21 protein-coding genes and 1 pseudogene are annotated in these 22,202 nt (G+C 47.1%); 16 read left to right on the forward strand and 6 right to left on the reverse strand.

Annotated elements, in window-relative coordinates:
* Position 1 precedes the first annotated feature (1 nt).
* Positions 2 to 958: an oligopeptide/dipeptide ABC transporter ATP-binding protein gene (locus tag ACDJ58_RS04255; protein WP_413375792.1), complete on the forward strand. Its 957-nt coding sequence runs from the start codon at positions 2 to 4 to the stop codon at positions 956 to 958.
* A complete protein-coding gene (locus ACDJ58_RS04260; RefSeq protein WP_413375794.1) occupies positions 948 to 1,562 on the forward strand; it encodes an ABC transporter ATP-binding protein in 615 nt (204 codons plus the stop codon). Before ACDJ58_RS04255 ends, ACDJ58_RS04260 begins: the two co-directional genes overlap by 11 nt.
* A 330-nt stretch (positions 1,563 to 1,892) precedes the next feature.
* On the opposite strand, the gene ACDJ58_RS04265 is transcribed toward ACDJ58_RS04260, so the two are convergent.
* The gene (locus ACDJ58_RS04265; protein ID WP_413375796.1) at positions 1,893 to 3,089 is read right to left on the reverse strand and encodes a MalY/PatB family protein; all 1,197 of its coding nucleotides are present in this window, start codon (positions 3,087 to 3,089) and stop codon (positions 1,893 to 1,895) included.
* Between the two features lie 330 nt (positions 3,090 to 3,419).
* On the opposite strand from ACDJ58_RS04265, the gene ACDJ58_RS04270 reads away from it, so the two are divergent.
* Positions 3,420 to 4,115 (forward strand): stalk domain-containing protein, encoded by a 696-nt coding sequence (locus ACDJ58_RS04270; RefSeq protein ID WP_413375798.1) that lies wholly within the window; start codon positions 3,420 to 3,422, stop codon positions 4,113 to 4,115.
* A gap of 244 nt (positions 4,116 to 4,359) precedes the next feature.
* Here the strand turns inward: ACDJ58_RS04270 and ACDJ58_RS04275 are convergent, their stop codons facing one another.
* Positions 4,360 to 6,360, reverse strand: a complete 2,001-nt coding sequence (locus ACDJ58_RS04275) for a S9 family peptidase (protein WP_413375800.1) — start codon at positions 6,358 to 6,360, stop codon at positions 4,360 to 4,362.
* A gap of 399 nt (positions 6,361 to 6,759) precedes the next feature.
* Here ACDJ58_RS04275 and ACDJ58_RS04280 point away from each other — a divergent pair, with 399 nt between their 5' ends.
* The 6 genes from ACDJ58_RS04280 (at position 6,760) to ACDJ58_RS04305 (ending at position 10,835) form a co-directional block, all read left to right on the forward strand.
* On the forward strand, positions 6,760 to 7,272 hold the full coding sequence (locus tag ACDJ58_RS04280) for an STM3941 family protein (protein ID WP_413375802.1): 513 nt from the start codon (positions 6,760 to 6,762) through the stop codon (positions 7,270 to 7,272).
* A 35-nt stretch (positions 7,273 to 7,307) separates the two neighbouring features.
* The gene (locus tag ACDJ58_RS04285; protein WP_413375804.1) at positions 7,308 to 8,174 is read left to right on the forward strand and encodes an aldo/keto reductase; all 867 of its coding nucleotides are present in this window, start codon (positions 7,308 to 7,310) and stop codon (positions 8,172 to 8,174) included.
* Positions 8,175 to 8,363: 189 nt separating this feature from the next.
* A complete protein-coding gene (locus ACDJ58_RS04290) occupies positions 8,364 to 8,774 on the forward strand; it encodes a GntR family transcriptional regulator (RefSeq protein WP_413375806.1) in 411 nt (136 codons plus the stop codon).
* Entirely contained in the window at positions 8,767 to 9,465 is a 699-nt protein-coding gene (locus tag ACDJ58_RS04295) for an ABC transporter ATP-binding protein (RefSeq protein ID WP_413375808.1), read from the forward strand. Before ACDJ58_RS04290 ends, ACDJ58_RS04295 begins: the two co-directional genes overlap by 8 nt.
* Positions 9,462 to 10,202, forward strand: coding sequence for a hypothetical protein (locus ACDJ58_RS04300; RefSeq protein ID WP_413375810.1), 741 nt, complete (start codon positions 9,462 to 9,464; stop codon positions 10,200 to 10,202). Before ACDJ58_RS04295 ends, ACDJ58_RS04300 begins: the two co-directional genes overlap by 4 nt.
* Before the next feature lie 135 nt (positions 10,203 to 10,337).
* Positions 10,338 to 10,835 carry a hypothetical protein gene (locus tag ACDJ58_RS04305; protein ID WP_413375812.1) on the forward strand — a complete coding sequence of 166 codons (498 nt, stop codon included), beginning with the start codon at positions 10,338 to 10,340 and terminating at the stop codon, positions 10,833 to 10,835.
* 116 nt (positions 10,836 to 10,951) lie between these two features.
* Here ACDJ58_RS04305 and ACDJ58_RS04310 read toward each other — a convergent pair whose 3' ends face one another.
* The gene (locus ACDJ58_RS04310; RefSeq protein WP_413375814.1) at positions 10,952 to 11,845 is read right to left on the reverse strand and encodes a WYL domain-containing protein; all 894 of its coding nucleotides are present in this window, start codon (positions 11,843 to 11,845) and stop codon (positions 10,952 to 10,954) included.
* Positions 11,793 to 13,148 (reverse strand): helix-turn-helix transcriptional regulator, encoded by a 1,356-nt coding sequence (locus ACDJ58_RS04315; protein WP_413375816.1) that lies wholly within the window; start codon positions 13,146 to 13,148, stop codon positions 11,793 to 11,795. Before ACDJ58_RS04315 ends, ACDJ58_RS04310 begins: the two co-directional genes overlap by 53 nt.
* Before the next feature lie 513 nt (positions 13,149 to 13,661).
* Between ACDJ58_RS04315 and ACDJ58_RS04320 the strand changes: the two genes are divergently transcribed.
* The 4 genes and pseudogenes from ACDJ58_RS04320 (at position 13,662) to ACDJ58_RS04335 (ending at position 16,723) form a co-directional block, all read left to right on the forward strand.
* On the forward strand, positions 13,662 to 15,155 hold the full coding sequence (locus ACDJ58_RS04320; protein WP_413375818.1) for a TROVE domain-containing protein: 1,494 nt from the start codon (positions 13,662 to 13,664) through the stop codon (positions 15,153 to 15,155).
* Positions 15,156 to 15,179: 24 nt separating this feature from the next.
* Complete coding sequence (locus ACDJ58_RS04325; protein WP_413375820.1) at positions 15,180 to 15,986, forward strand: nucleotidyltransferase domain-containing protein; 807 nt, start codon at positions 15,180 to 15,182, stop codon at positions 15,984 to 15,986.
* Positions 15,973 to 16,224, forward strand: a pseudogene (locus tag ACDJ58_RS04330) (polynucleotide kinase); the annotation flags it as partial. The gene ACDJ58_RS04325 and the pseudogene ACDJ58_RS04330, both read left to right, overlap by 14 nt.
* Positions 16,225 to 16,471: 247 nt before the next feature.
* Positions 16,472 to 16,723: a hypothetical protein gene (locus ACDJ58_RS04335; RefSeq protein ID WP_063567677.1), complete on the forward strand. Its 252-nt coding sequence runs from the start codon at positions 16,472 to 16,474 to the stop codon at positions 16,721 to 16,723.
* A gap of 195 nt (positions 16,724 to 16,918) precedes the next feature.
* Here ACDJ58_RS04335 and ACDJ58_RS04340 read toward each other — a convergent pair whose 3' ends face one another.
* On the reverse strand, positions 16,919 to 17,839 hold the full coding sequence (locus ACDJ58_RS04340) for an AEC family transporter (protein WP_062320726.1): 921 nt from the start codon (positions 17,837 to 17,839) through the stop codon (positions 16,919 to 16,921).
* A 121-nt stretch (positions 17,840 to 17,960) separates the two neighbouring features.
* Here ACDJ58_RS04340 and ACDJ58_RS04345 point away from each other — a divergent pair, with 121 nt between their 5' ends.
* The 3 genes from ACDJ58_RS04345 to ACDJ58_RS04355 all read left to right on the forward strand — a co-directional run bounded on the left by ACDJ58_RS04345 (position 17,961) and on the right by ACDJ58_RS04355 (position 20,860).
* Entirely contained in the window at positions 17,961 to 18,476 is a 516-nt protein-coding gene (locus ACDJ58_RS04345) for a mismatch-specific DNA-glycosylase (protein ID WP_413375822.1), read from the forward strand.
* Positions 18,477 to 18,675: 199 nt separating this feature from the next.
* Positions 18,676 to 19,248 carry an RNA polymerase sigma factor gene (locus ACDJ58_RS04350; protein WP_064641084.1) on the forward strand — a complete coding sequence of 191 codons (573 nt, stop codon included), beginning with the start codon at positions 18,676 to 18,678 and terminating at the stop codon, positions 19,246 to 19,248.
* Positions 19,229 to 20,860 (forward strand): hypothetical protein, encoded by a 1,632-nt coding sequence (locus ACDJ58_RS04355; RefSeq protein WP_413375824.1) that lies wholly within the window; start codon positions 19,229 to 19,231, stop codon positions 20,858 to 20,860. Before ACDJ58_RS04350 ends, ACDJ58_RS04355 begins: the two co-directional genes overlap by 20 nt.
* A 147-nt stretch (positions 20,861 to 21,007) precedes the next feature.
* Here ACDJ58_RS04355 and ACDJ58_RS04360 read toward each other — a convergent pair whose 3' ends face one another.
* Positions 21,008 to 22,066 carry a LacI family DNA-binding transcriptional regulator gene (locus ACDJ58_RS04360; RefSeq protein WP_413375826.1) on the reverse strand — a complete coding sequence of 353 codons (1,059 nt, stop codon included), beginning with the start codon at positions 22,064 to 22,066 and terminating at the stop codon, positions 21,008 to 21,010.
* Positions 22,067 to 22,202: the final 136 nt, after the last annotated feature.

The following is a 22,202-nucleotide window of genomic DNA, read 5'->3' on the forward strand; positions in this document are numbered from 1 at the left end:
CATGGCTCTTCTTGAAGTAGAGGGAGTGTCGGTTTCGTTCCGGCGTGCTCGGGGATGGTTTGGGCACGAGGAAACCCATGTTATTCAGGATCTGAATCTGTCTGTCAATGAAGGGGAGATTGTCGCCGTTGTAGGGGCAAGTGGATCTGGGAAAAGTGTGCTGGCGCAGGCGATCATGGGCATTCTTCCTGCCAATGCGACGATAGAAGGTCGGATTAGCTATGCAGGCGAGCCCCTGACCATGGATCGGCAGCTTCATCTGCGTGGAGATGAACTGGTGTACATTCCTCAATCGGTCAGTTATTTGGATCCGTTGTTGAAGGTGGGCAGGCAGGTTCAACCTGTAAGCCAAAAGACAGGGCGTAAGCACGGATCGACGCTCCGATCCACGATGCAAAAGGCAGAGCAGGAACTGACGGGACGTTATGGATTGCCACAGGGCACGTCGGGCAAATATCCGTTTGAGCTGTCAGGTGGTATGGCTCGGCGGGTGTTGATGGCAACGGCCACCTCTGGTGCTCCGAAACTCATTATTGCAGATGAGCCAACACCGGGCATCCATCCCGAAGTGCTGGCTGAAACGATGAAGCACTTTCGTCAACTGGCCAATGAAGGCGTCGGCATCCTTTGGATTACCCATGATATTACGACAGTCTTGACGGCAGCAGACCGCATATCCGTATTTTACGCAGGCTCTAATGTGGAGACGGCACAGGCTTGTGATTTTACAGGTACGGGCGAACGATTACGACATCCATACACGAAGGCGCTCTGGAACGCGTTGCCGCAAAATGAATTTCAACCTCTGTCTGGAACACAGCCTGTAGCAGGCCGGCAACGGGTAGAAGGATGCTCATTTGCACCACGCTGCATCAGAGCGACCACGGCTTGCACGAACCAACGTCTTGAGCTGCGCAAAGTTCGCGGCGGGGAAGTGAGGTGCATCCATGCCACTTGAGGTTAGAAATGCAGGGTATCGTTATGGCAAAGGCGCTTGGGTATTTCAGAATATAAGTATGGAAGTACAGCAGGGGGAAGTCGTTGGCTTATGGGGGCCCAGTGGATGTGGCAAAACAAGTCTTGGACGTATCCTTGCAGGGTATGTGGAACCGTTGGCAGGTCAAGTGCTGCTGGATGAGAAGCCGCTGCCCAAAACAGGAGCCTGTCCGGCCCAGCTTGTATTCCAGCATCCGGAGAAAGCGGTGAATCCACGCTGGCGAATGCGCCGTGTCTTGAAGGAAGCCATGATCGAGGATCAGGAGCTGCTCGATGACTTGGGTATCCAGATGAATTGGCTGGATCGCAGGCCCGGTGAGTTGTCAGGTGGAGAATTGCAACGATTCTGCGTTGCACGTGCACTCGGCACAGCAACTCGTTACGTGATTGCTGATGAGATGACCACCATGCTGGATGCAATTACCCAAGCACAGATCTGGCATACGGTGATGAATATCGCGCGTCAGCGCAACCTGGGAATGTTGATCATCAGTCATGATCGGCAATTATTGGACAGGTTATGCGATCGGATTGTGCAGATGCCAACTATAGCTTACGGGGTATAAACCGTTTTCCAATATAAAAGGGGTGTCCGAGTAGTCAATCATGAACACTAATCATGGATTTGAATACAGGGACAGCCCCTTTTGCAATTTTAAAGAAACCAATGCTTTAACGAATCGAGCGCACGCTATTAGACGGAATTATGGAGTTTCGGTGTTGGAACGAATCGTAGACACCTTATATGCCCGTATTGCCTGTATTTTCACAGAATTTTGCTATGCAAACGATAATAAGGTGGCTGAAGTTCGTTAGCCTTCCCATTTCACGCTAAACTTCCGAATAAGGTGTAACCGGTTCGTTAGCATCTTCAATTTGCTTTAACGTAATTCAACTTACTTGGTCGACAGTCTGCCTATCAGCACAGACAATCTGCGCATGGCTTCTTCTACCGTGGAACGTGGGCAGGCCACATTCATGCGCATGAATCCTGTGCCTTCTGCTCCGAAGATACTTCCATCATTGAAGGCGAGTCCAGCTTCCTTGAGCAGCATCGTACACAGCTGCGCATGCGGAATACTCAACTTTCGGAAATCCATCCACAGCAGGTAAGTCGCTTCTGGAAGCTGAATTCCGATTTGCGGCATATGCTCCGCGACATACTCCTGCACGTATTCCATATTTCCGCGGATATAGGCAAGACAGTCATCCAGCCATTCTTCAGCGCCGTTGTATGCCGCTTCTGCTGCCACTGCTCCCAGCGTGCTGATGTTGGCGAGTCCCATCGTTTTAACACCTTGCATGAATGATTCCCGCAGCTTGGCATTTGGAATGATGATATTGGAGGTGCAGAGACCTGGAATGTTGAACGTTTTGCTTGGTGCTGTACAGATGATGCTGAGATCAGAGACAGCTTCAGAAATAAGAGCAAGCGGTGTATGCGCACCGCGTTGGTGGACCAGATCGGCATGAATCTCATCCGAAACGATGAGTACATTGTATTGCACGCAGAGTGCAGCAAGGCTTTGAAGTTCTTCACGAGTCCATACCCGTCCAACCGGGTTGTGAGGACTGCACAGAATCAGCATTTTGACCCGACCCGTCTTCAGGCAGGATTCCAGATGCTTCAGATCCATGGAGTAATGTCCATCGTTCTCCACCAACGGATTGGTCATCAGTTCTCTGCCTTGACCACGCACCACATCATAGAAGGGAGCATACACCGGAGTCTGAATTACTACTGCATCTCCCGGTTCGGTGAACCGTTGTACAGCAATGCTGAGTGCAGGCACAATACCTGGGGTGAATACAACCCATTCATCGTTAATTCTCCAGTTGTGACGACGCTCCATCCATCCCGTTAGGGCTGCGTGATACGCATCTGTTCGCACCGTATATCCAAAAATACCATGTTCCATTCGAGTCTTCAACGCCTGAATGACCGATGGTGGAGCGGCGAAATCCATATCAGCAACCCACATGGGGAGTGCATCCGCAACACCAAAGATCTCCTCAAGTGCATCCCATTTCTCTGATCCCGTGGAGAGCCGATTAATCGGCTCGTCAAATGTATGATTATTGTTCTTACTCATTGCTTAAATCCCCCTTGAAATCCGTTCCTTCGACTACAATCGACAGATTATTATCTAATAAATTTGGTGATTTCGCAACTTGTAACCGCCAGATGGATTCCATCTTATATAGAGCTGCATCAAGGAATATATTCATGTAATAACAATGATTCGAGCGTGCGTAAAACAAAATAATGAAACGACTAATTTTGTGCGCCGCTGGTCCTGTTTTCCTCTTAAATCATGTACAAGCTCTCACCAGATGGTATTATGATTCCAACCTTTGGTTTAACAACGAAGCAGCAACCGTACATATATTTTCGGTAATAAAACAATCAGGAGGTATTTCGGATGAAAAATAAAAAGTGGATTTTAACCGCTGGTGTCTTCGGCATGGTACTAACGGGATCAGCGGGGGTATATGCAGGAACACAATTGGAAACCATCAAGGCTTATTTAAACCATGGGTTAGGTATTGAAGTGAATGGACAGAAGTTCACACCGACAGGTGACAAGGGCAAGAATCTCGCCTCCATTACGTATCAAGGCAGTACTTATCTGCCGGTTCGTTCCATTGCAGAAGCGTTGAACACGGAAATCACGTATGATTCGAAAACCAATAAAGTAAGCATTGGTTCCACAAGCTCCTCCAGTGGGTCCAGTTCCACAAGCAACAGTGGTTCGACTTCAACAGCATCAACAGATAAAAACAATCAGGCTGAAATTGTGAAGGCCAAGTATTTACCAGCTGATTTACCTTTACCAACGGATGCCAAGATAATTAGCCTGATAGAGTCTAGTGTAGACGGCGGCAAGAACAAAATCATCTTTACATATACAACAAAAGAAACGCTGCTGACGATAGGAACATCTTACAAAGATTATTACCAGAACAAAGACCTGGCTCAATACGCGCAAGACGTAAAGGCGGATGGATTCAGCATTGTTGGCCGTGAAGAAGGCAAATTCGCCGTATCCATTACTGGTTCCATTTCTACAACGTACAAGGGTGTTAATGAAGTAACCGTTGTGTGGGGAGAAGAGTAAGGGAGCACTATCAAGTACTCATAGTCATGCTTTCATAAAAATAAACATGGGATAGTAACGCAGAACGCAGTAACTGTCGCATATCCAAACGTCCAAACAGCAAAAAACCACCAGAGAAGGTCATGATATGACCGCTTCTACTGGTGGTTTTTGCTAATCCTGAATTCTTCCCGCTCAGGCAGACATAGGTAGCAAAAGGAAGAATATTTATCTTTTATTTCATAAATATGATCTTATGATGGCGTTACAGGTGCTCATTGAACCATCCAGCAATATGCTCCAGACGACGTACCCTTAAGTGCGGGTGACCTCCGCGGGACAATTCGTGATTGGCTCCCGGGAAACGAACGAACCGAGTGGTCTGTTTGCGTCGCTTCAAGGCAACATATAGTTGTTCAGCTTGTTCAATCGGACAACGCAGATCCTGCTCACCATGCAAAATCAGCAGCGGCGTGCTGACATTACCCACATATGCAAGCGGGGAGTGTTTCCATAACTTCTCGGTGTCATCCCATGCATTACCGCCAATCTGGTCTTCCGTGAAAAAGAATCCAATATCACTGACTCCGTAGAACGAGAGCCAGTTAGAGATGGAACGCTGAGTGACGGCTGCCTTGAAACGGTCGGTATGTCCAACAATCCAGTTGGTCATGAAGCCACCATAGCTGCCGCCAGTGACGCCCAGACGGGACTCGTCGATAAACGGATATCGGGACACCGCATAATCCATGGCTTCCATCAGATCACGATAATCCCCACCGCCATAGTCACCCCGGCAGGCATTCACGAATTGCTGCCCGTATCCGAGCCCACCTCTTGGATTGATATATACAACAGCATAGCCCTGTGCTGCGAGGATTTGGAACTCATGCATAAACGTAAAGCCATACATCATATGTGGACCGCCGTGAATTTCAAGGATGGTTGGGACTTTGACTCCTTCCACCATACCAGCCGGTTTCAGCATCCAGCCTTGCAGTCGCAGGCCATCAGAGGAATCGAACCAGAAGGTCTCGGGTGTGCTAAGTTGGATTTCTTCATCCAGTTGAGGATTGCTATGGGTCAATTGTATAGGCTCGGCCCCAACTTCATCAGGTTGAGTATATAGAAAGAGATCACCAGGACGAAGTACGTCTGCTACGCCTGCCACAATCTGTCCATTTTCCAGCTCAGCAAACTGATAGAACTCTTTCTCGTCCGGCAAGATGTATTCGGCATGACTGCCATCTCGTGCGAATCGGGCAATCCGGACGCTACCTTCAATAGTAACAAGACAGAGAATGGATGAACCATCACGACTGAATACCGGGCCCGTATTAGTTAAGTGTGAGCGCATATCACCAACGAGGCTATGATTGATCTGTACATCCCAATCCTTGCTCAGACATACAGGTTGGCCGCCTGAGATCGGAAGGGTATAGAGCTTGAGCAACGTAGCATTTCCATAGGAACGGTCGCTGGCAAGCAGTGCAAGGGATTGTCCATCAGGTGCGTACGACAGCCGGCCGAAAGAGTATCCTTCCGGAGTCAACTGCTGCACGTCAGATCCGTCAGCCTTGGCACGATACACATGGTTTGTCAGGGTGTAATCGTTATACTGCTCGCCTTCTTCCGGAAACTGAGCGATCCAGGCAATGGACTCTCCATCCGGCGACCACGCATAGTCCCCGACGTCATAATGGCCTGTAGTTACAGGGATCGCTTCTCCGCCTTCAGTTGGAACACGGAAGAGATGGGTTCGTCGACCGTTCCACAATCCACCGCTGTCAGATTTCATTCGAATTCGATCCACGACAAGTTCTTGCAGCAGTTTTTTATCTATGTCTTCAGTTTCATCTTCGTCTTTTTCGCTCATGTCCATAGATGATTTAACAAGCAAAGTGAGCCCATCCGGTGACCAGAGCAGGGAGCTGACGCCATGCTTCAAATGGCTGACTTGCTGTGCTTCTCCACCATCTGAGGCGATCAGCCACACTTGTGTTTTGCCTTCATGTTCTCGTAAAAAAGCAAGCTGTGAACCATCCGGCGACCAAGCAGGAGCGTGATCCTTATCTCCGGATGTGAAAGCTCTGTCCTTCTGGTTCTCCAGGTTAAGGAGTCTCAGGTGAGAAGAATAACCGTCTCGTGCTTCGTTTGTTTTCCGACTTACATATACCAGTTGTCCGCCCTGAGGAGACGGAGTTGGATCATTAACCCATGTAATCTGAAAAAGATCTTCCGATGTTATGCCGCGCAGACTCTTCATTGTTTGTCCTCCCACCACGATCAGATTGTTTTAATTTCCTAACCTTTCCATTTATATTAACGGAAAGCATGAGGCAGGACAACACGATTCTAAACGAACGTACTCCTATTTCTTAACAATATCGCCTGTGCTCGAAAGGAATTATTGGAAGCATGACGAATCCTAATGTTGAATAGTCATGAAATAGACGAAAAGCTGTCTGAAAATGATGTTTAATGTCAGTTGAATCTGTTTAATGAACAATGCTATTTGAGTATATTTGGAAATTCAGCTCATTTAATGAGCTGTACCCCGTTTATATAGATCATTCTTGTCTCAGTCACCATGAAGGAGGAGCATCACTTTGTCCACATCCTATGATCAACAGCAAGTGGAATACCCGAGCCGGAAGCGAATGGCATGGCTTACAGTGGGGAAGCACTTTTTGTAGCAGTCGGATTTTTTTTGATGTTTGATGATTCTTCAGCCAAGGGATCTGCCATTTCTTCCGTTATAGGCTTGTTCTCCATTTTATTTTTTGGGCTTTGTCTCTGCTACAGCCTGGTGAAGATGATTAAGAAGGAACCTTCCTTTGTTGTCGATGAGCATGGGTTTGTGGATTCATCTTCTTACACATCAGGAGGGCTAATTGCCTGGAAAGATGTTGAGAATATTTTTATGTATGAATTCATGGGACAGAAGATGATTGGGGTTAAATTGTGGGACGAGAAAGCTTTTCTGGAGCGTCAGAATGGGATGAAGCGCAAATTAATGACGGTAAACAGCAGCATGGTCGATGCTACGGTAAGCATTGCCCAGAACAGCCTCACATTACCACTGGACCAGTTGTATATCATGATGGTGGAGCGTTGGAAGCGATCGAATGAAGGGGCGAGTGAAGGAAGTAGCTTTGATCTGTTTAATAATGAATAGATAATGAGGAATATTGTCAGATTGGAGGAGTACAGATGCAACAAGGAAATCAGACGCGTACAATCCAGCTACCCGATGGGACAACACTGCCTGCAATCGGACAGGGAACATGGTACATGGGTGAGAAACAATCCAGTCGGAGAGAAGAAGTTCAGGCACTGCGTCATGGTATTGAACGTGGAATGACAGTAATAGATACGGCCGAGATGTATGCAGAAGGCGGGGCTGAAGAGGTCACTGGTGAGGCGATAAAAGACTGTCGCGATGATGTATTCCTGGTATCCAAGGTGTATCCTCATCATGCGGATCGGAAGCAGATGATTACCGCTTGTGAGCGCAGCCTTTCGCGTCTGGGTACAGATCGCATGGATCTGTACCTGTTGCACTGGCGTGGAGGTGTGCCGTTGGAAGAGACGGTTGAAGCTCTGGAACAGTTGAAACAATCAGGCAAAATTCTGCGCTGGGGTGTTTCGAATCTGGATACAGAGGACATGCAGGAGCTATGGAACATTCCAGCTGGCAAGCATTGTGCGGTGAATCAGGTGCTGTATCATGCAGCTTCTCGTGGTATTGAATACGAGCTTCTTCCCTGGTTGAGGGAACGCCGTATTCCTGTGATGGCCTATTGTCCGCTGGCCCAAGGTGGCAGGCTTCGTAGAGAATTGTTGGAGCATTCAGTCATCCGTGAGATTGCCAAGGATCGAGGAGTCAGTCCTTCGCAACTTGCGTTATCCTGGGTTATCAGGGATGGAGACATACTGGCGATCCCGAAAGCTGTACAGCTGAATCATGTTGCAGAAAATGCTGCGGCGATGGACGTAATTTTGACCCAAAATGAAATGGTTCGGTTGAATGAGGCATTCCCTGCACCTAAGGGCAAAGTGCCTTTGGATATCGTATAGAAACTTCTTGTCAGTCCGATTACATCATACAATGACCGTAGTTGGAAGAATCAAGAGTAATAAGAGCAGATCTGAGGATCTGTTCTTTTTTTTGCATTTGGAGCCGTTTTAAATAAATGGGCTTTACAACAACAAATCACTAGTGTACTATGTAACTAACACACAGATACAGAGAGGAGCGAGGACATTGTGAGCATCGAATTTGACAACAACTTGCCAATCTACCTGCAGATTATGCAGTACATCAAAAGACAGATTGTGATCGGGACACTTAAGGCAGGCGATAAAATTCCTTCGGTTCGTGAGCTCGCGGCCGAATTACAGATCAATCCCAATACAGTACAGCGAACATTTCAGGAGTTGGAGCGGGAAGAAGTGGTTGAAACCAAGCGAGGTCTGGGCCGATACGTGACAAGTGAGGAGTCGAAAATTATGACGATCAAAAAAGAGATGGCTGGGGAATTACTGGATCGTTTTCTGACAGGAATGCAGGAGCTGGGCATCGAAGAACAGGATATCGTAAATATCGTCGCTGATGCCGTTGCGGAAGGAAAGCAATCACTGCATCGCGATGGAATAGGAGGAACAGTGAATGAGTAATATTCTTGAGATGAACCATGTAAGCAAAACGTATGGCGGCAAGAAAGCTCTTCATGACATCACGCTTGATATCGCACCAGGCCGAATTGTAGGTTTGCTGGGCAGTAACGGTAGCGGTAAAAGCACTTTGATGAAGCTGGTTGCAGGGCTTCTGCACCCCAGCAGTGGAGATGTTCGTGTCACGGGGAAAGCGGTTGGCTTGGAAACGAAGTCGTTGGTATCCTTCATGCCGGACCGCCCATTAACCGAGAGTTGGATGAAAGTACGGGACGCGATTGCGTATTACCGCGATTTCTACGCTGATTTTGATGAAGCGAAAGCTAGAGAGATGCTTGATTTCATGAAGCTTGGAGAGGGAGAAAAGGTAAGACATTTGTCGAAAGGTATGAATGAACGACTGCAATTAACACTGGCTCTTTCCCGTAAAGCTCGTCTTTATCTGCTCGATGAACCGATTGGCGGGGTAGACCCGGTTGCCCGGGGCAAAATTCTGGATGCGATTGTGAAGTTCTATGACGAAGACAGCAGTCTGATCATCTCTACACATCTCGTAACGGATATTGAACGGATTTTTGATGAAGTGATCTTCATCCGTGAAGGCGAATTGGTGATGCGAGAAGAAGTGGAGACACTGCGTCTCAAGTACGGCAAAAGTGTGGATGAGATGTTCAAGGAGGTCTATGCGGAATGATGACATTGCTGAAGTATGACTTTAGAAGGAATTGGAACACATTGTTGGCTGGGCTAGCCGTATTGATTATTGTTCAAATTGGGCTGTCCATGTTTTTTTCTGAAATAACAGGGAGTCTTATAGGCGTTATTGCATATGTTGGAGCAGGCGTAGCCATATATGTAAAAATGATCAAGACATATCGATCCAATATCCGTTCGTACAATCGCCGTCTTGTGCCGGTAACAGGGCTGTCTCACGTGTTGTCTCCGATCATATTCGGAACACTCTGTGGGCTGGGTTTACTGGCTGTTGCCACCATTCACTATTTTATTTACAATGCAACACACACAGGGATTAACTTTACCAGCTACATTAACGATTCCGGTATTCATCTTTCGGAGATTGTTTCCTTGCTATTGTTTTTCTGGTGGGTAGCTTTGTTCTGTATCATAATCATCTTCCTCTCCATTTCGATTGGAGGCAGCTTCCGCTTTAAAACAGGACCGTGGATTAGTATCGTCGCATTTTTCGTACTAATCAATGTCATTAGCTGGCTGGAGAATACCATCTTCTCGGGTCGCTTTAACCCGGATGAATTATTTCAGGTAACGGAAAAAAGTACAGGGATCTCCATTATGTCCAATCGAATCATGTGGTCAGATGGAACGTGGGCAAGTATCATCTTTGAAATTATTGTGGCAGTGATTTTGGTTGGCGTTGCCGTGTATCTGAATAATAAAAAAGTCGAAGTATAAGTTAAGATTCTGTCAGCTGCAGTTTAGCTGGCAGATTTTTTTATTTGAAGCAATTCCCAGTTCTTATACGTAAATAGGGATATATGTCGTTTTACAATAAGGGAGAAGGTTGATTTCTTGTAAGGGAGGAATTCCATGGAACTCTATTTCAGAGATAATTTCTTTAATGCAGGGTACACCGAGATTATGAACCATGAACAGGAACAGGCAGGTCATCTCGATTTGAAAAGTGCCTTTGGTTCATCACTTGATGTATTCGATAACTCGGGGCTCATCTGCAGTGGTAAATTCCGCATGTTAAGTAATCGTTGGGATGTGACCTCAGCCGATGGAAGGGAATGGGGTGTCTTACGGGCGAGGATCAGCTTCTTCAGTAAAAAGTATGAGTACGATGCAGGACCGCGTGGTGTGTATGATGTCTCCGCTCCGGCGTTTTCGCAGGAATATGATATCACCGGGATGGGCGGCAAAATCGTGGCAAGCTTCAGGCGTACAAGTGGCTGGTTCGGTTCAGGCGCATTTGTGTTAGACAACCAATCAGAACATCTGGATACTTATGAATTGATTGCAGTTGTGATGGGTGTACATGCGATTAATAAAAGAAGGAATTCGGCTGCCGGTAGTGGCGCGTAAGGTTAATCATCAAAAGGGGCATCCCGTCATTTTCATGACTACTGGACAGCCCCTTTGTGTATTGCGGCAAGTGATTAGCAAGTTATCTGCAAATGATTGGCAATAAAAGAAGTACTTTAGGCAGTATCACTGCCTTCCGTCTTTACAATAAGTTCCTCCCCGTGGTGGCTGCGCGCTCCTCCAGAAGTCCGTTCAGGCAGTGCTTCAAGCTCGGATTCAGCATAGCGTGCCAATACCTTGGCGGCTGTCTCTGACATTCGCTCTCGAAGTAGAGCATTGTCTACAATCCGTACCCGTTTGCCCAGAAAACGCATTTTGGACAGCACATAATCCATCTCATTCCGCGGAATAGTCAGTTCAATGCGGTACGTCTGTTGTGCTTCCACATATTCCACCTGCTTCGAGAAGCAGGAGAAGGCATATAGAATTCTCGACAACTCCTGATTGTACTCCGGCAGTACTTCGATCGTTACGGTCGTCTTCCGCTTCTCCGTTAAAATCGCGATTTTGGCAGTATATTGAGAAGCAGTCTCCGATTGAAGCGGCTGGGCTTCCGCAGCAATGATGCTGTGCAGCTTGGTTGACATCAGTTTGTTGTAGAGTGGAGCATACCAGAGCACGTACCATTCTTTTTTGACCATGGAATATTCGAGCTTGTAGGGGAATCCAAACTGATCCTGGCTGATTCGTCCATTGCGGACACGCCCTGTCAAACGAAACCCTTGATGATGCAAAATCATCTGCCGTAATGGTTTAAGCTGCGGATGAAAAACACTGTTTTCTTCACTTTTAGCTTTTTCGGTCAAGTAATCCTGAAGGTCCAGATCTTGCTCTGCCTCCAGCATGTCATGCATTTTGTGCAACGTGTCAGGATTTAGAGCTTCTGGTGCGGCAGGGTGATTCAGCATCATGCGCAGCCAGGCCCGTTCCTGTGATGTCCAGGTGAACAGTCCGGTTTCATTCAATCTCGTCATCATCTGGTAGTTGAACATCTTCTCGAACAGATTCATAATATTGCGCAATCTCCTTCCATTCCTTAATCATCTCCTGACGCAGCCTCTGTGGAGCGATCACCTCACAGCTTGAGCCAAAACTCCGAAGCCACGGCTTAATCTCGGTGATACCGTTGACCTGGATTTCATACAGAAAGGTATGTTCCGTTTCGGGCATAATCGTTCCCCATTGGCCTTGCAAACGAACCCGATCCAGAATGAAGTTACGCTGGCCGTCCTGAGGATGGAAGAATCGTGCTTGAACCGTCACGGTATTCCCCGTATCCACCAGCCAGCTGTAGCGGCTGATCTCGGCCCACTGTTGCTTCAATTCGAGCATATATTGTTCTTCAATCGAATCCTGTTCCACGAGCTGTGTAATGCCTTCCATTCGGAATTTCACAAAGCCTCGGCGTCCCTGATATCCAATGACATACCAGCGGCCATACTGATGGTCATAGACAACTTCAAGCGGTACGATTCGGTTGGATCGTCCGCCTGCTTCACGTTCAAAACGTGGATTCGTATTCTGTGAACTGTAGCTGGACGGTTTTTTGGGAGAATAATACAGAAACTGGACATGTTTTCGTTGGCGAATCGCACTAAGCAGAGTGTACAGATGTGCTTCGTCCAGAATGCGTGAATAATAGTGGTATTTATATATAAATGGTTCGGTGGCTTCTTCCTGCGGATAACTTGCGCCAATGGCTTTTTTGAGACTGTCCCGCAATATGTAGCCTTGTACGGACGGAACCTGAGTGTTTGCCATAATATCCACAAAATCATACAGCTCCAGCTGTTCTTCCACGGTTAGTCCCGTAAGTATGTCCTGCTGCAAAAGGTAACGATAAGGCCTGCCGCCAGGTTCCTTGCGGATCACCCCCACTTCTTCCAGATACTTCAGATCTGAGCGAATGGTCTTCTCGTCAGGCAGCGCCAGTTCCTCCGGAAGTTCAGCGCAGCAGGCATCCAGTAATTCCATTGCGGTTAAAGCTTGATCTTGCAGGGTATGCAAAAGAACGGAAAGTCGCTGCACTTCAGTCTCTTTCATCGACTTGGCGCGAAAGAGGAAGAGCAGCATTGGTTCTGCAGATTCCCCATATTGGAAGCGAACGAGATCCGCCATTTCTTTGTTTTGTTCCGAGCCTGATCGTTGGTCAGTGACGGTCTGCATGATTTCTTTTAATCTGCGTTGGGTTTTATCAAAAGTATGTACGGAGATGCCGAGTCGTTCGGCATACTGTTTACGGTTGTACGCACCACTTGTCAGGGACAACATGCGCAGAAATTGAATTTCTTTGTCAAAGCTTTCTTTAGCCATGAATATTCACTCCTTGGTGGCCTGGAGTCAGGCGGATATAGTGGATGACTATGTTGGCAGAACAATTCTGCGATATATAGAAACATTCGTGATCTTCCCATTTACTGTTATCCCTTCATTGTATCAGGATGAGTGTCTGGTTTCATTTTAAACTTATGGAGGTTGAATCAATTTCATAATACCTTTAGCTGCTTCAATCGTTACAAAACGATAATTTAATGAGTTATGAAATTGACTCGTCGCCATACTTTCGCCATGTTCGCTTGCAAATGTGTGAGGCATAATAAGGGTGTGAAGCGGGGCAGCAACAAACTCTGCGGATCAAGGTTCCGAGGCGCCAGGGAGGGTTACTTCGACTGTTAATCGACCAGGTCGTTGGTTCGAATCCAATCGCCGCCGTTCATGGCGGTGTAGCTCAGCGGTAGAGCGGGTATTATACCTTCCCACCTTTTTCCTCGGAACATTTTATTATGGAATATCAGTAAATAGACTCACACCGGGAGGTCATGAGTGATGAGCAGAGCAAAACAATTATTTAATCAACCTCAGCCAACTACACGTAATCATGGGGGCTACGGAGCCTATGAGCGATTGGTGGAGGAACAATATATACAGATGTTGATAACCAATACATTGAACAATACGTTTTATGCAGATACACAGCAACTGATGGACGATGCGATGGTCAGTCATCAGGAGATGGCTGAGATCGATGCAGGGTTTATGGCGCGGGCGCTGGTCTATGCTCGTAATGAAGGCTTGATGCGGTTACAGCCTCTATATGGTCTGGCGCTCTTGTCCAAGGTGGACCCGGATCAGTTTGCGAAGGTATTCTCCAAGGTCGTACAGACACCGGCTGACTTGGCCGATTTTCTGACGATTCTAAGAGGAACGGGTCGGGGGCAGGGCGGTCGAGCGGTGAAGCGCCAGGTGAGTCAATTTTTGAACGGCATCACTGAATATTGGGCAATCAAATACAACGGGCGCGGGCGTGGATACAGTCTGGGCGATATGATCGCTACAGCACACCCCAAGCCGACAGATATGAAGCAACAAGCCTTGTTCCGTTATTTGCGAGGACATGAGGTGGATCTTACAGACCTGCCGCAGTTGCAGGCGCTAGAAAAGTTGAAGGCTACCCCTAACCCGGCAAGTCGGATGCATCTGATCGAAAAAGGCAAACTGCCTTATTCGGTGGTCACATCGATCATGCAGCCGACACGTACGGTATGGGAGGCGTTGATGTCCCAGATGCCGACCTTTGCATTGTTGCGTCATCTGAATGCAATGGATCGGGCGGGAGTTTTTGAAAAATCGAAAAATATCGATTACGTAACGGGCCGTCTAGCGGATGCAGAAGCCCTGCGCAAGTCGCGTATCTTACCTTTCCGATTCGCCAGTGCGTATGAAATGATCGCAAGAGAAGAGCTGCGATATGCTTTGCGGGAAGCGGTGGAGCTATCCATTGGCAACCTGCCATCGCTGCCGGGAAGAACCGCCATTTTCCTGGATCGCTCCGGTTCCATGCAAGGGGATTATTTGCGGATTGGTTCGGTGCTGGCACTGGCGCTATATAAACAAACACGAGGCAACTCGTTGTTCTGGTTATTCGACCATATGGTTGAAGATGCTCGTCCCAAGATGGATGAAAGCATCCTTTCCCAAGCTCACCGGATTCGCGCACAAGGTGGAACCGACACGGGACGGCCTGTACGAGAGCTTCGGGATATCGGAGAAACAGTGGATCAGATCATTATGATTACCGATGAACAGCAGAACGAAGGCAGTCCGTTATATGTTGAGCTTGAACGTTATCGCCGGATGATGAATCCGGATCTGAAAGCATTTATTGTGGATATTGCACCTTATCAGCAGGCAATGGTGCCGCCACGGGATGGCAAAACCTTTTATATCTATGGCTGGAGTGAAACGGTACTGACGTATATTGCTGAAACTTTAGCAGGATATGATACACTTGCGAGCCGGGTGAGAGAGATAGAGATTTAAATTGGAAAATGTGGAGGAACAGAGATGACTCATGTTCATGAAGAAATGAGAGATACGATTAGACAGCAGCTGAAGCAGATTGAACAGGAGGAGCAGGTGCGGATCATCTATGCCTGTGAATCGGGCAGCCGTGCATGGGAATTTCCTTCACAGGACAGCGATTATGATGTTCGTTTTCTGTATGTGAGACCGCTGGAATGGTACTTGTCCATTGAGGATAAAAGGGATGTTATCGAACGCCCAATCAGTGATCAGCTCGATATTAATGGTTGGGATTTGCGCAAAGCCTTGAAGCTGTTTCGCAAGTCGAATCCACCACTGCTGGAGTGGCTGCAATCCCCGATTCAGTATGACGAACCGTACAGCGTGGCAGAGCATATTCGTGCACTGTCGCCTTTGACCTTCTCGCCAAAGTCCTGTATGTACCATTATCTGAATATGGCGAAGGGAAACTTCCGGGATTATCTGCAGGGTAAACAGGTGAAGATCAAAAAGTATTTCTATGTGCTGCGCCCACTGCTCGCCTGTGGCTGGATCGAACGTTATGATGCGATGCCGCCGATGGCATTTGAAGAGCTGGTGCAAGAGCTTGTTCCTCAGAGCGCGCCGCTCTATACAGAAATCCATGAACTGCTGCGCCGGAAAAAGGCAGGTGAGGAATTGGATCTGGAACCGCAGCTACCCGCGATACAGACTTTTTTGGCGGAGAGGATTGAGCATTTTGAACAACTGGCCGCTCAATTGGAGAATGAACAGATTATTCAGTATGAAGAATTGGATCGGATTTTCCGTTTTGCACTAAAAGAGGTGTGGATTCCAACCTGCGATTAAAGTACGAGGTCGTGCGTATTTGCACATCATTTATGGCATGGATTACCTCGCGCCGGACAATTTGTCCCGGCTCAGCAAACGCAAAACGTCCAAAAAAGAGCGCCACGCTCTGATGGAAAGTGCTTTGGGTATGGAGGGAATCGAGCGTTTTGTACGCATGGAGCCTGTGGAAAGGGTTCATGAATGTGTGCTCGCGACATTGGCTTTGGAGTCTGAACCGGTGGACCCACGTTTGTAACAGGATTGGTGAAGCATGAGACTTCTGATTCCTTTAGATGCAAGGTAATAGGGCAGGTTTGGTATATCCAAGCCTGTTTTTGTTTATTTTTCGTCAAAATATTTCATTCAAGATAATTAAAATTAGGAGTTTTAACGTTAATATAAATAACTAAAGCCCTATATGTTTCCAATCCATTCTGGGTAATAATTAATAGTAAGCAAGTGGTCATTGGAATCTCACAACGTAACGATAGGGGGTAACCTGTATGGCGTCAATGATTCTGCTGGTGAAACAGACGGAAGACGATGAAAAGGTTATTTATCGATTCGGACCGAATGAGCGGAAGATGGGACTCATTGAAATGAATAAGGTCAAGGAAAGTGTGAAAGAACTGGAACCTGTTCAGGTCGAGGGTGTCAGTCCGAGTTTTTATTTCAATCGGGCCGCACAGCGACTGGTTCGATGTTTGTTCAGAGAAGGCGGTAAGTTCCCTGAACGGACGACATGTGAATCTTAGTTTTTTAAGGCTGGTAAGTCGAACAACAGACTTGATCAGATGGCATATGAAGATAACAAAAGAGGTCCAAGTGCATCCGGAATATGGATGCGTTGGACTTTTTTTAGTTGAGCTGTTATATCATCCATCCGCATAACAAAAAAAGTTCACTGCTCCTTGGAGGAGAGTGAACTGGACATTTTTTAAAATATGGCATCAGAACGTCTTCGCAAACGAAATCAGTGCAGTAATCGTAATGATGTTAAGCAGCGTCGAGATCAAAACTGTCTGGGCCGCAAAGTCTGGCTCGTTATCATACTCCTCGGCCAGAATGGACGCATTGACTCCGGTAGGCATACCGGATGCGATAATAAGGGCCTGAGCGGCGATACCTTGCAAACCGAGCAGCAGCACAATGGAAATCCCGATGGCCGGGCCAATCAGCAAACGCAGAAATGTGCTAATATACACATCAAGACGATACAGGCGAATTGGATATTTTACAATTTGGGCGCCGAGTGTCAAGAGTGCTACAGCGACCATACTTTGCTGCGCGTAAGTCAGCGGCATGGACAGGAAAGTGGGCAGTGGAATATTTCCCATATGAAACAAAATGCCGAGCAACAGCGCATAAGGAACGGGCATTTTTAGAAATCCAATAATCACCGCACGGTAATTGCCTTTGAGCTTCGCACCCTGAATGGACAGCACACCATAGGTAAACGTCAGCAATGCCTGTAAAGACATGACCAGTGCCTGAATGGAAGAGGCCAGCGGATCACCACGAAATACCAGGGAGTTGATGGGCAGACCATAATTACCTGCGTTGTCCAGCATGATGCTGTTGTTGAAGGCGGCCTTCATGCCTTTATTCATGCGAAGCGAGCGTGCGAACACAGACCCCACAATATAGAGAATAATTACATATAAGGCGTAAAAAAGCGTGACAGTTCCGAGCAATTCCCCCGACATATCGGAGTGATACATGCTCATAAAGACGGCTGCGGGGGTAATACAATAGAAATTGATTTTGGCGAGGGTGTACAAGTCCAACTTGAACACCTTTTGCATCCAGGACCCGACGGCAATCAGGAGAAAGACGGGCAGGACGACTTCAAGCATGATGTCTGCAATCATCAGTTCAGCTTCCTTTTTCATGAAAATTTCAGTCCGATTTCGAAAATACTTCAACCATTATATCATTTTATACACAGATGAAAGATGTAAATGACTAAAAAAGATAAGGGGGCTTTTCATTATGATTCCAGATCATCTGGATTATGGTTTATCGATATTATTTATCGGATTCAATCCCAGTGTCACGTCTGGAGAGACGGGTCATCATTATGCTTATAAAGGAAACCGTTTCTGGCGCATTCTTGAACGTTCCGGATTGACTCCTCGTTTATATGATGCACAAGAGGATGGAGAGTTGCTGAAGCTGGGGTACGGATTTACGAATATTGTGGCCCGGCCAACAAGAGGCATGGACGATATTACAAAAGAAGAATATGCAAAGGGACGGCAGATTTTACGGCAAAAGCTGGAGGAGTACCGACCAGATATCGCCTGTTTTGTTGGGAAAGGGGTATACACCCAGTACAGTCAGCGTGCCAAAGCGGAATGGGGATTTCAGGACGACCCGGTCGTCAAGGAAATTCATGAATTTGTAGCCCCATCATCCAGTGGATTAGTGCGTATGTCGATGGATGAGATCGTAGCGATCTATTCACAGCTTAGTGATTTTGTCTCAGAGAAAAGCAGGGAGGACTGAAAAACGAAGCAAAAAAGAAACTCCACATGGCAGCAAGTGCAGCAGTAACAATGAACTATTAGTGGTTACAGAGTTCGCCCATCCGGTTAGCACCGGGTGGCGCGAATTCTTTTTTTTGGATAAAGTGAGAGGTTTCAGGAAGTGCTTCCGTCTATATAGTACAGAACCATGCATGGAAGCTGTAGAGAAGGGGGATTACATGACTCAACAGATACCAGAGGAGGAGCTCATTCAGCGTATTATCGCGGGGGACAAACAGCTATTTGCTGTGCTCGTGGATCGATATAAAAATAAAGTCTTCGGCATTTTGCGCGGAATGGGTGCGAGTCATCAGGATGCACAGGATCTCGCTCAAGATACGTTTCTCCGGATTTACCGCTATCTTCCGACACGAAGGGAAGGAAGCAGTTTCTCGTCTTGGGTATACACCATTGCTGTGAATAGGATGCGTGATTTTATGCGGCAGCAGAAGCCTGTGATGACCGCTGTTCATACGGGCTTGGAACAAACTAATGGTGAAACTCCAGAGAAACATGTACTGCATAAGGAAATGCAGCGTGAAATATATCGCCAGATGGACCAACTGCCAGAATCGTATCGGCTTGTGCTGCTGCTTAAATATACGAATGAGCTGAGCTACGAAGAGATTGCAGATATTACGGACATGAGTCCCGCACAAGTGCGTAATGCGCTTTACCGGGGGAAGAAAACGTTGAAGAAACAAATGGAGCGCAAAGGAGGTTTATCGACGTATGAAGCCTATTCCAAATGATGAGGATCGATTGTGGGAACAGCATTTATTTCGTGAGGAACCGGATGCCGACTTTACGCTTGAGGTGATGCGGAAACTGGATGGAGTGTCCATGGAAAACGCAGAGCACGGGAATCCATTTACGAAAAAAGCCTCCAAATCCCACTGGATGCGCCGTACGGGGATTGCAGCGGCGGCGGTTGTGATTCTTGCGGGAGGGGCATGGTTTGCTTTTGATCACACAAGTGCACCGGAGCAGCCTTCAGTGAATGCCGTGAATCATCCGCCACTGCCTAACATACCTGTTCCAGAAGAACTCAAGTATTCCTATTTTGCCGATGATTACAAACGTTTGAAGCCACTCGGTCTAGTGGTTAATCCGAATATCAACATTGAGGATCAGGGCTACACGCTTAAGATTGAAAATGTGCTTGTAGATCGTTCTCAGATTGTAATGACCTTACAGCAAAATGCACCAGATGGTAGTATGATTAATCCGGTTTATCCCGAGTTGGGAAGAGTTCATATTACAGATGAGAAAGGAAATTCGATTGCATCATTGTCTTCCCCTGGGGATCAGACTCTGTACAGTTCAATAAATCAAAGATTTGTATACCAGTTGCAGGACGGAATTCCGGATAAAGTTGTTGTACGAGGGGAACTTAGTCATTTAAAGATTCCCGGGTATTATAATTCCGAAAAGGGGGAATTTGTGGAACCTAGCGCAACAGTTGACTGGAGCTTTCAATTCAACATCGATATGACCAAAGCCAAATCACTGGCTGTTGAGGCTCCCATGAACAATACCTACACCACTCCTGAGGGTTTGAAACTTGATATGACACAGCTGGTGCGAACTCCAAATGGAACCAAGCTTGACATGAATGTAAGTCTGGACGATGAACTTCGTGCTAAAGTGGAAGAGGGTTGGGCGAATTATATGGACTTGATTTATCATATCGAAATCTCTGAAACGAATGAATATCGAATATTTAACGGGAGTAGACCCAGTGCTCGTCAAGCCAAGTTCCGACTCCGTGATCAGAGTGGCATTAGGGATGGTGGGCCGTTAAAGTTGTCGGAGACCTGGGACCCCGCTTTTGTAACGGTGGATGCAAAGAACATTCGCTTTGTCCTGGATGGTTACACCTTACCAGTGAAGGAAGAGAAGTCAGTAGAAGTGGATTTGGATAATATGCGTAAGGACATGAAAGACACCTCCAAACCCTACACATTTGTACAATTTGAACAGTTTGGAGATCAAATTGTATTATACGAGTTCAATTATCAGTCAGTACAGGGATCTTATAACCTTCCGAAGGGGAATGTAAAGGGAAATTCTTCACTTGTACTTGTGGGAAATGGAAGATTCCGAAATGCTTTCAATGGGGATCAATGGGTAGCGATTGATAGCCAAGGGACTGAGTATCCCGTCGAAGTGATGGGAATCCCGGATAAGCCCAATAATAATGAAGAGAACGTTGTTAATGATCTGAAATTGGTCATCCGTGGTTTTTACAAAGAAGATGGAACGAAATTAACCTTAAAACGAACCGTAGTTAATCGAGAATATCGTGATGTGAAATGGGAAGTGGATCTTCCGTCGTACACAAACCTGCCTTGGCAGAAATAACAGTTATGAATGCCAAGAAACGGAACGGAATAAGCTTGGATGATTAACTAGATAGAGATAGAAAGGCCCCGCATAATAAAATGCTGGGCCTTTTTGGTATTCAATAAAGTTAAGTTGGCTGACGCTAAAGAAGTTGCGCACATTGAGTTACGCCGATTCCCGTGGAATAAGGGACGTGGATAACATGACCGTTTCCTTCGGTGTGCCTGGACGTTCAATCCTGCGCTGCAAAGCTTCGATCGCACGCTGACCGAGCTCCTCTTTGCACAGGTTGACAGTGGTCAGAGGCGGGGACGATGTAGCGGCGGCATGCACATTGTCGATACCGATGACAAGACAATCCCCAGGTGTGGAGAATCCCATCTCCTGCAACTTATTCATCCACTGCAAGGCGATATCGTCATTGGCGCCAATCCAGGCATCGGGCCGTTCGTCGGCGGGCATGTTTTTGATTGTAGCAGCCAATTGGTCGATCCATTCGCCGTTCTCATAAGGAATATTCCATTCTCTGAACGTGGTCAACCGACTGCTGTCTGCGTGGAAATGGTTCAAAGCCAGTTCGATGCCGATCTTCCGTTGTGCAAAGCTGGCAGCCCGGCCATCATCCGTAATCAGACCGATGCGGCGGCACTGCATCGACATTAAATATCTCGCAACAGTAATGCCTGCTTCCAGGTTATCATGGCTGATAGTATCACAGTTCAACAGTGGCTCCTGATGATCCACGAGCACAATGGGGCGGCCTGTCTGGGTCAGTCGTTGCAGGACTGCATGGGGGAAAGCACCCATGGCGATGACTCCTGCACAACGTTCCCAATCCAAGTGAGGAGCGATTGCCCGTTCTGGCGGTGTGTGTTCATCAGCGATTCCCAGAGAGGGAGATACAATGGCATGATGCCATCCTCTTTCATTACAGGCAGAGATCATGCCGGAGAGGACGCGCTGCCAGTAGTGGGGTTCACCCCGGTTGAGCTGATTCATGCAGATGAGAGCAAATGGGGGCTCGGATTGTTCTGTATGGATTGCAGTTGGAACAGTGCTGCTTCCTGGGGTGCTTTGGCGATATCCCAAGGCACGGGCTAATTCCAGCACACGGGCGCGTGTCGCTTCGCTGACACCTGTCTTGCCACTGAGAGCACGGGAGACGGCATATTTGGATAATCCAAGCTGGTCAGCCAGCGACTGGATGGATACTTTACGTGACATTTCATTACTCCTTCATATGTAAACAATTTGCATAAATCCAACAAGCCATTTCAATCCACAAGATATGATCCAATTTATTTTTTCAATGAACCATCCGTTATGAATTGACGATCATCTTCCGGCACAGTACACTTAC

The sequence above is a fragment of the Paenibacillus taichungensis genome (assembly GCF_047302525.1).
Lineage (GTDB): Bacteria > Bacillota > Bacilli > Paenibacillales > Paenibacillaceae > Paenibacillus > Paenibacillus taichungensis_B.

Bases quoted from the DNA above. Each gene is read 5' to 3' on its own strand.
- ACDJ58_RS04350 (WP_064641084.1), top strand. From the start codon at position 18,676: ATGACTCAACAGATACCAGAGGAGGAGCTCATTCAGCGTATTATCGCG.
- ACDJ58_RS04255 (WP_413375792.1), top strand. From the start codon at position 2: ATGGCTCTTCTTGAAGTAGAGGGAGTGTCGGTTTCGTTCCGGCGTGCT.
- ACDJ58_RS04315 (WP_413375816.1), bottom strand. From the start codon at position 13,148: ATGGCTAAAGAAAGCTTTGACAAAGAAATTCAATTTCTGCGCATGTTG.
- ACDJ58_RS04345 (WP_413375822.1), top strand. From the start codon at position 17,961: ATGATTCCAGATCATCTGGATTATGGTTTATCGATATTATTTATCGGA.
- ACDJ58_RS04260 (WP_413375794.1), top strand. From the start codon at position 948: ATGCCACTTGAGGTTAGAAATGCAGGGTATCGTTATGGCAAAGGCGCT.
- ACDJ58_RS04360 (WP_413375826.1), bottom strand. From the start codon at position 22,066: ATGTCACGTAAAGTATCCATCCAGTCGCTGGCTGACCAGCTTGGATTA.
- ACDJ58_RS04285 (WP_413375804.1), top strand. From the start codon at position 7,308: ATGCAACAAGGAAATCAGACGCGTACAATCCAGCTACCCGATGGGACA.
- ACDJ58_RS04295 (WP_413375808.1), top strand. From the start codon at position 8,767: ATGAGTAATATTCTTGAGATGAACCATGTAAGCAAAACGTATGGCGGC.
- ACDJ58_RS04265 (WP_413375796.1), bottom strand. From the start codon at position 3,089: ATGAGTAAGAACAATAATCATACATTTGACGAGCCGATTAATCGGCTC.
- ACDJ58_RS04320 (WP_413375818.1), top strand. From the start codon at position 13,662: ATGAGCAGAGCAAAACAATTATTTAATCAACCTCAGCCAACTACACGT.
- ACDJ58_RS04355 (WP_413375824.1), top strand. From the start codon at position 19,229: ATGAAGCCTATTCCAAATGATGAGGATCGATTGTGGGAACAGCATTTA.
- ACDJ58_RS04300 (WP_413375810.1), top strand. From the start codon at position 9,462: ATGATGACATTGCTGAAGTATGACTTTAGAAGGAATTGGAACACATTG.
- ACDJ58_RS04310 (WP_413375814.1), bottom strand. From the start codon at position 11,845: ATGAATCTGTTCGAGAAGATGTTCAACTACCAGATGATGACGAGATTG.
- ACDJ58_RS04325 (WP_413375820.1), top strand. From the start codon at position 15,180: ATGACTCATGTTCATGAAGAAATGAGAGATACGATTAGACAGCAGCTG.
- ACDJ58_RS04340 (WP_062320726.1), bottom strand. From the start codon at position 17,839: ATGATTGCAGACATCATGCTTGAAGTCGTCCTGCCCGTCTTTCTCCTG.
- ACDJ58_RS04275 (WP_413375800.1), bottom strand. From the start codon at position 6,360: ATGAAGAGTCTGCGCGGCATAACATCGGAAGATCTTTTTCAGATTACA.
- ACDJ58_RS04335 (WP_063567677.1), top strand. From the start codon at position 16,472: ATGGCGTCAATGATTCTGCTGGTGAAACAGACGGAAGACGATGAAAAG.
- ACDJ58_RS04270 (WP_413375798.1), top strand. From the start codon at position 3,420: ATGAAAAATAAAAAGTGGATTTTAACCGCTGGTGTCTTCGGCATGGTA.
- ACDJ58_RS04280 (WP_413375802.1), top strand. From the start codon at position 6,760: ATGGCTTACAGTGGGGAAGCACTTTTTGTAGCAGTCGGATTTTTTTTG.
- ACDJ58_RS04305 (WP_413375812.1), top strand. From the start codon at position 10,338: ATGGAACTCTATTTCAGAGATAATTTCTTTAATGCAGGGTACACCGAG.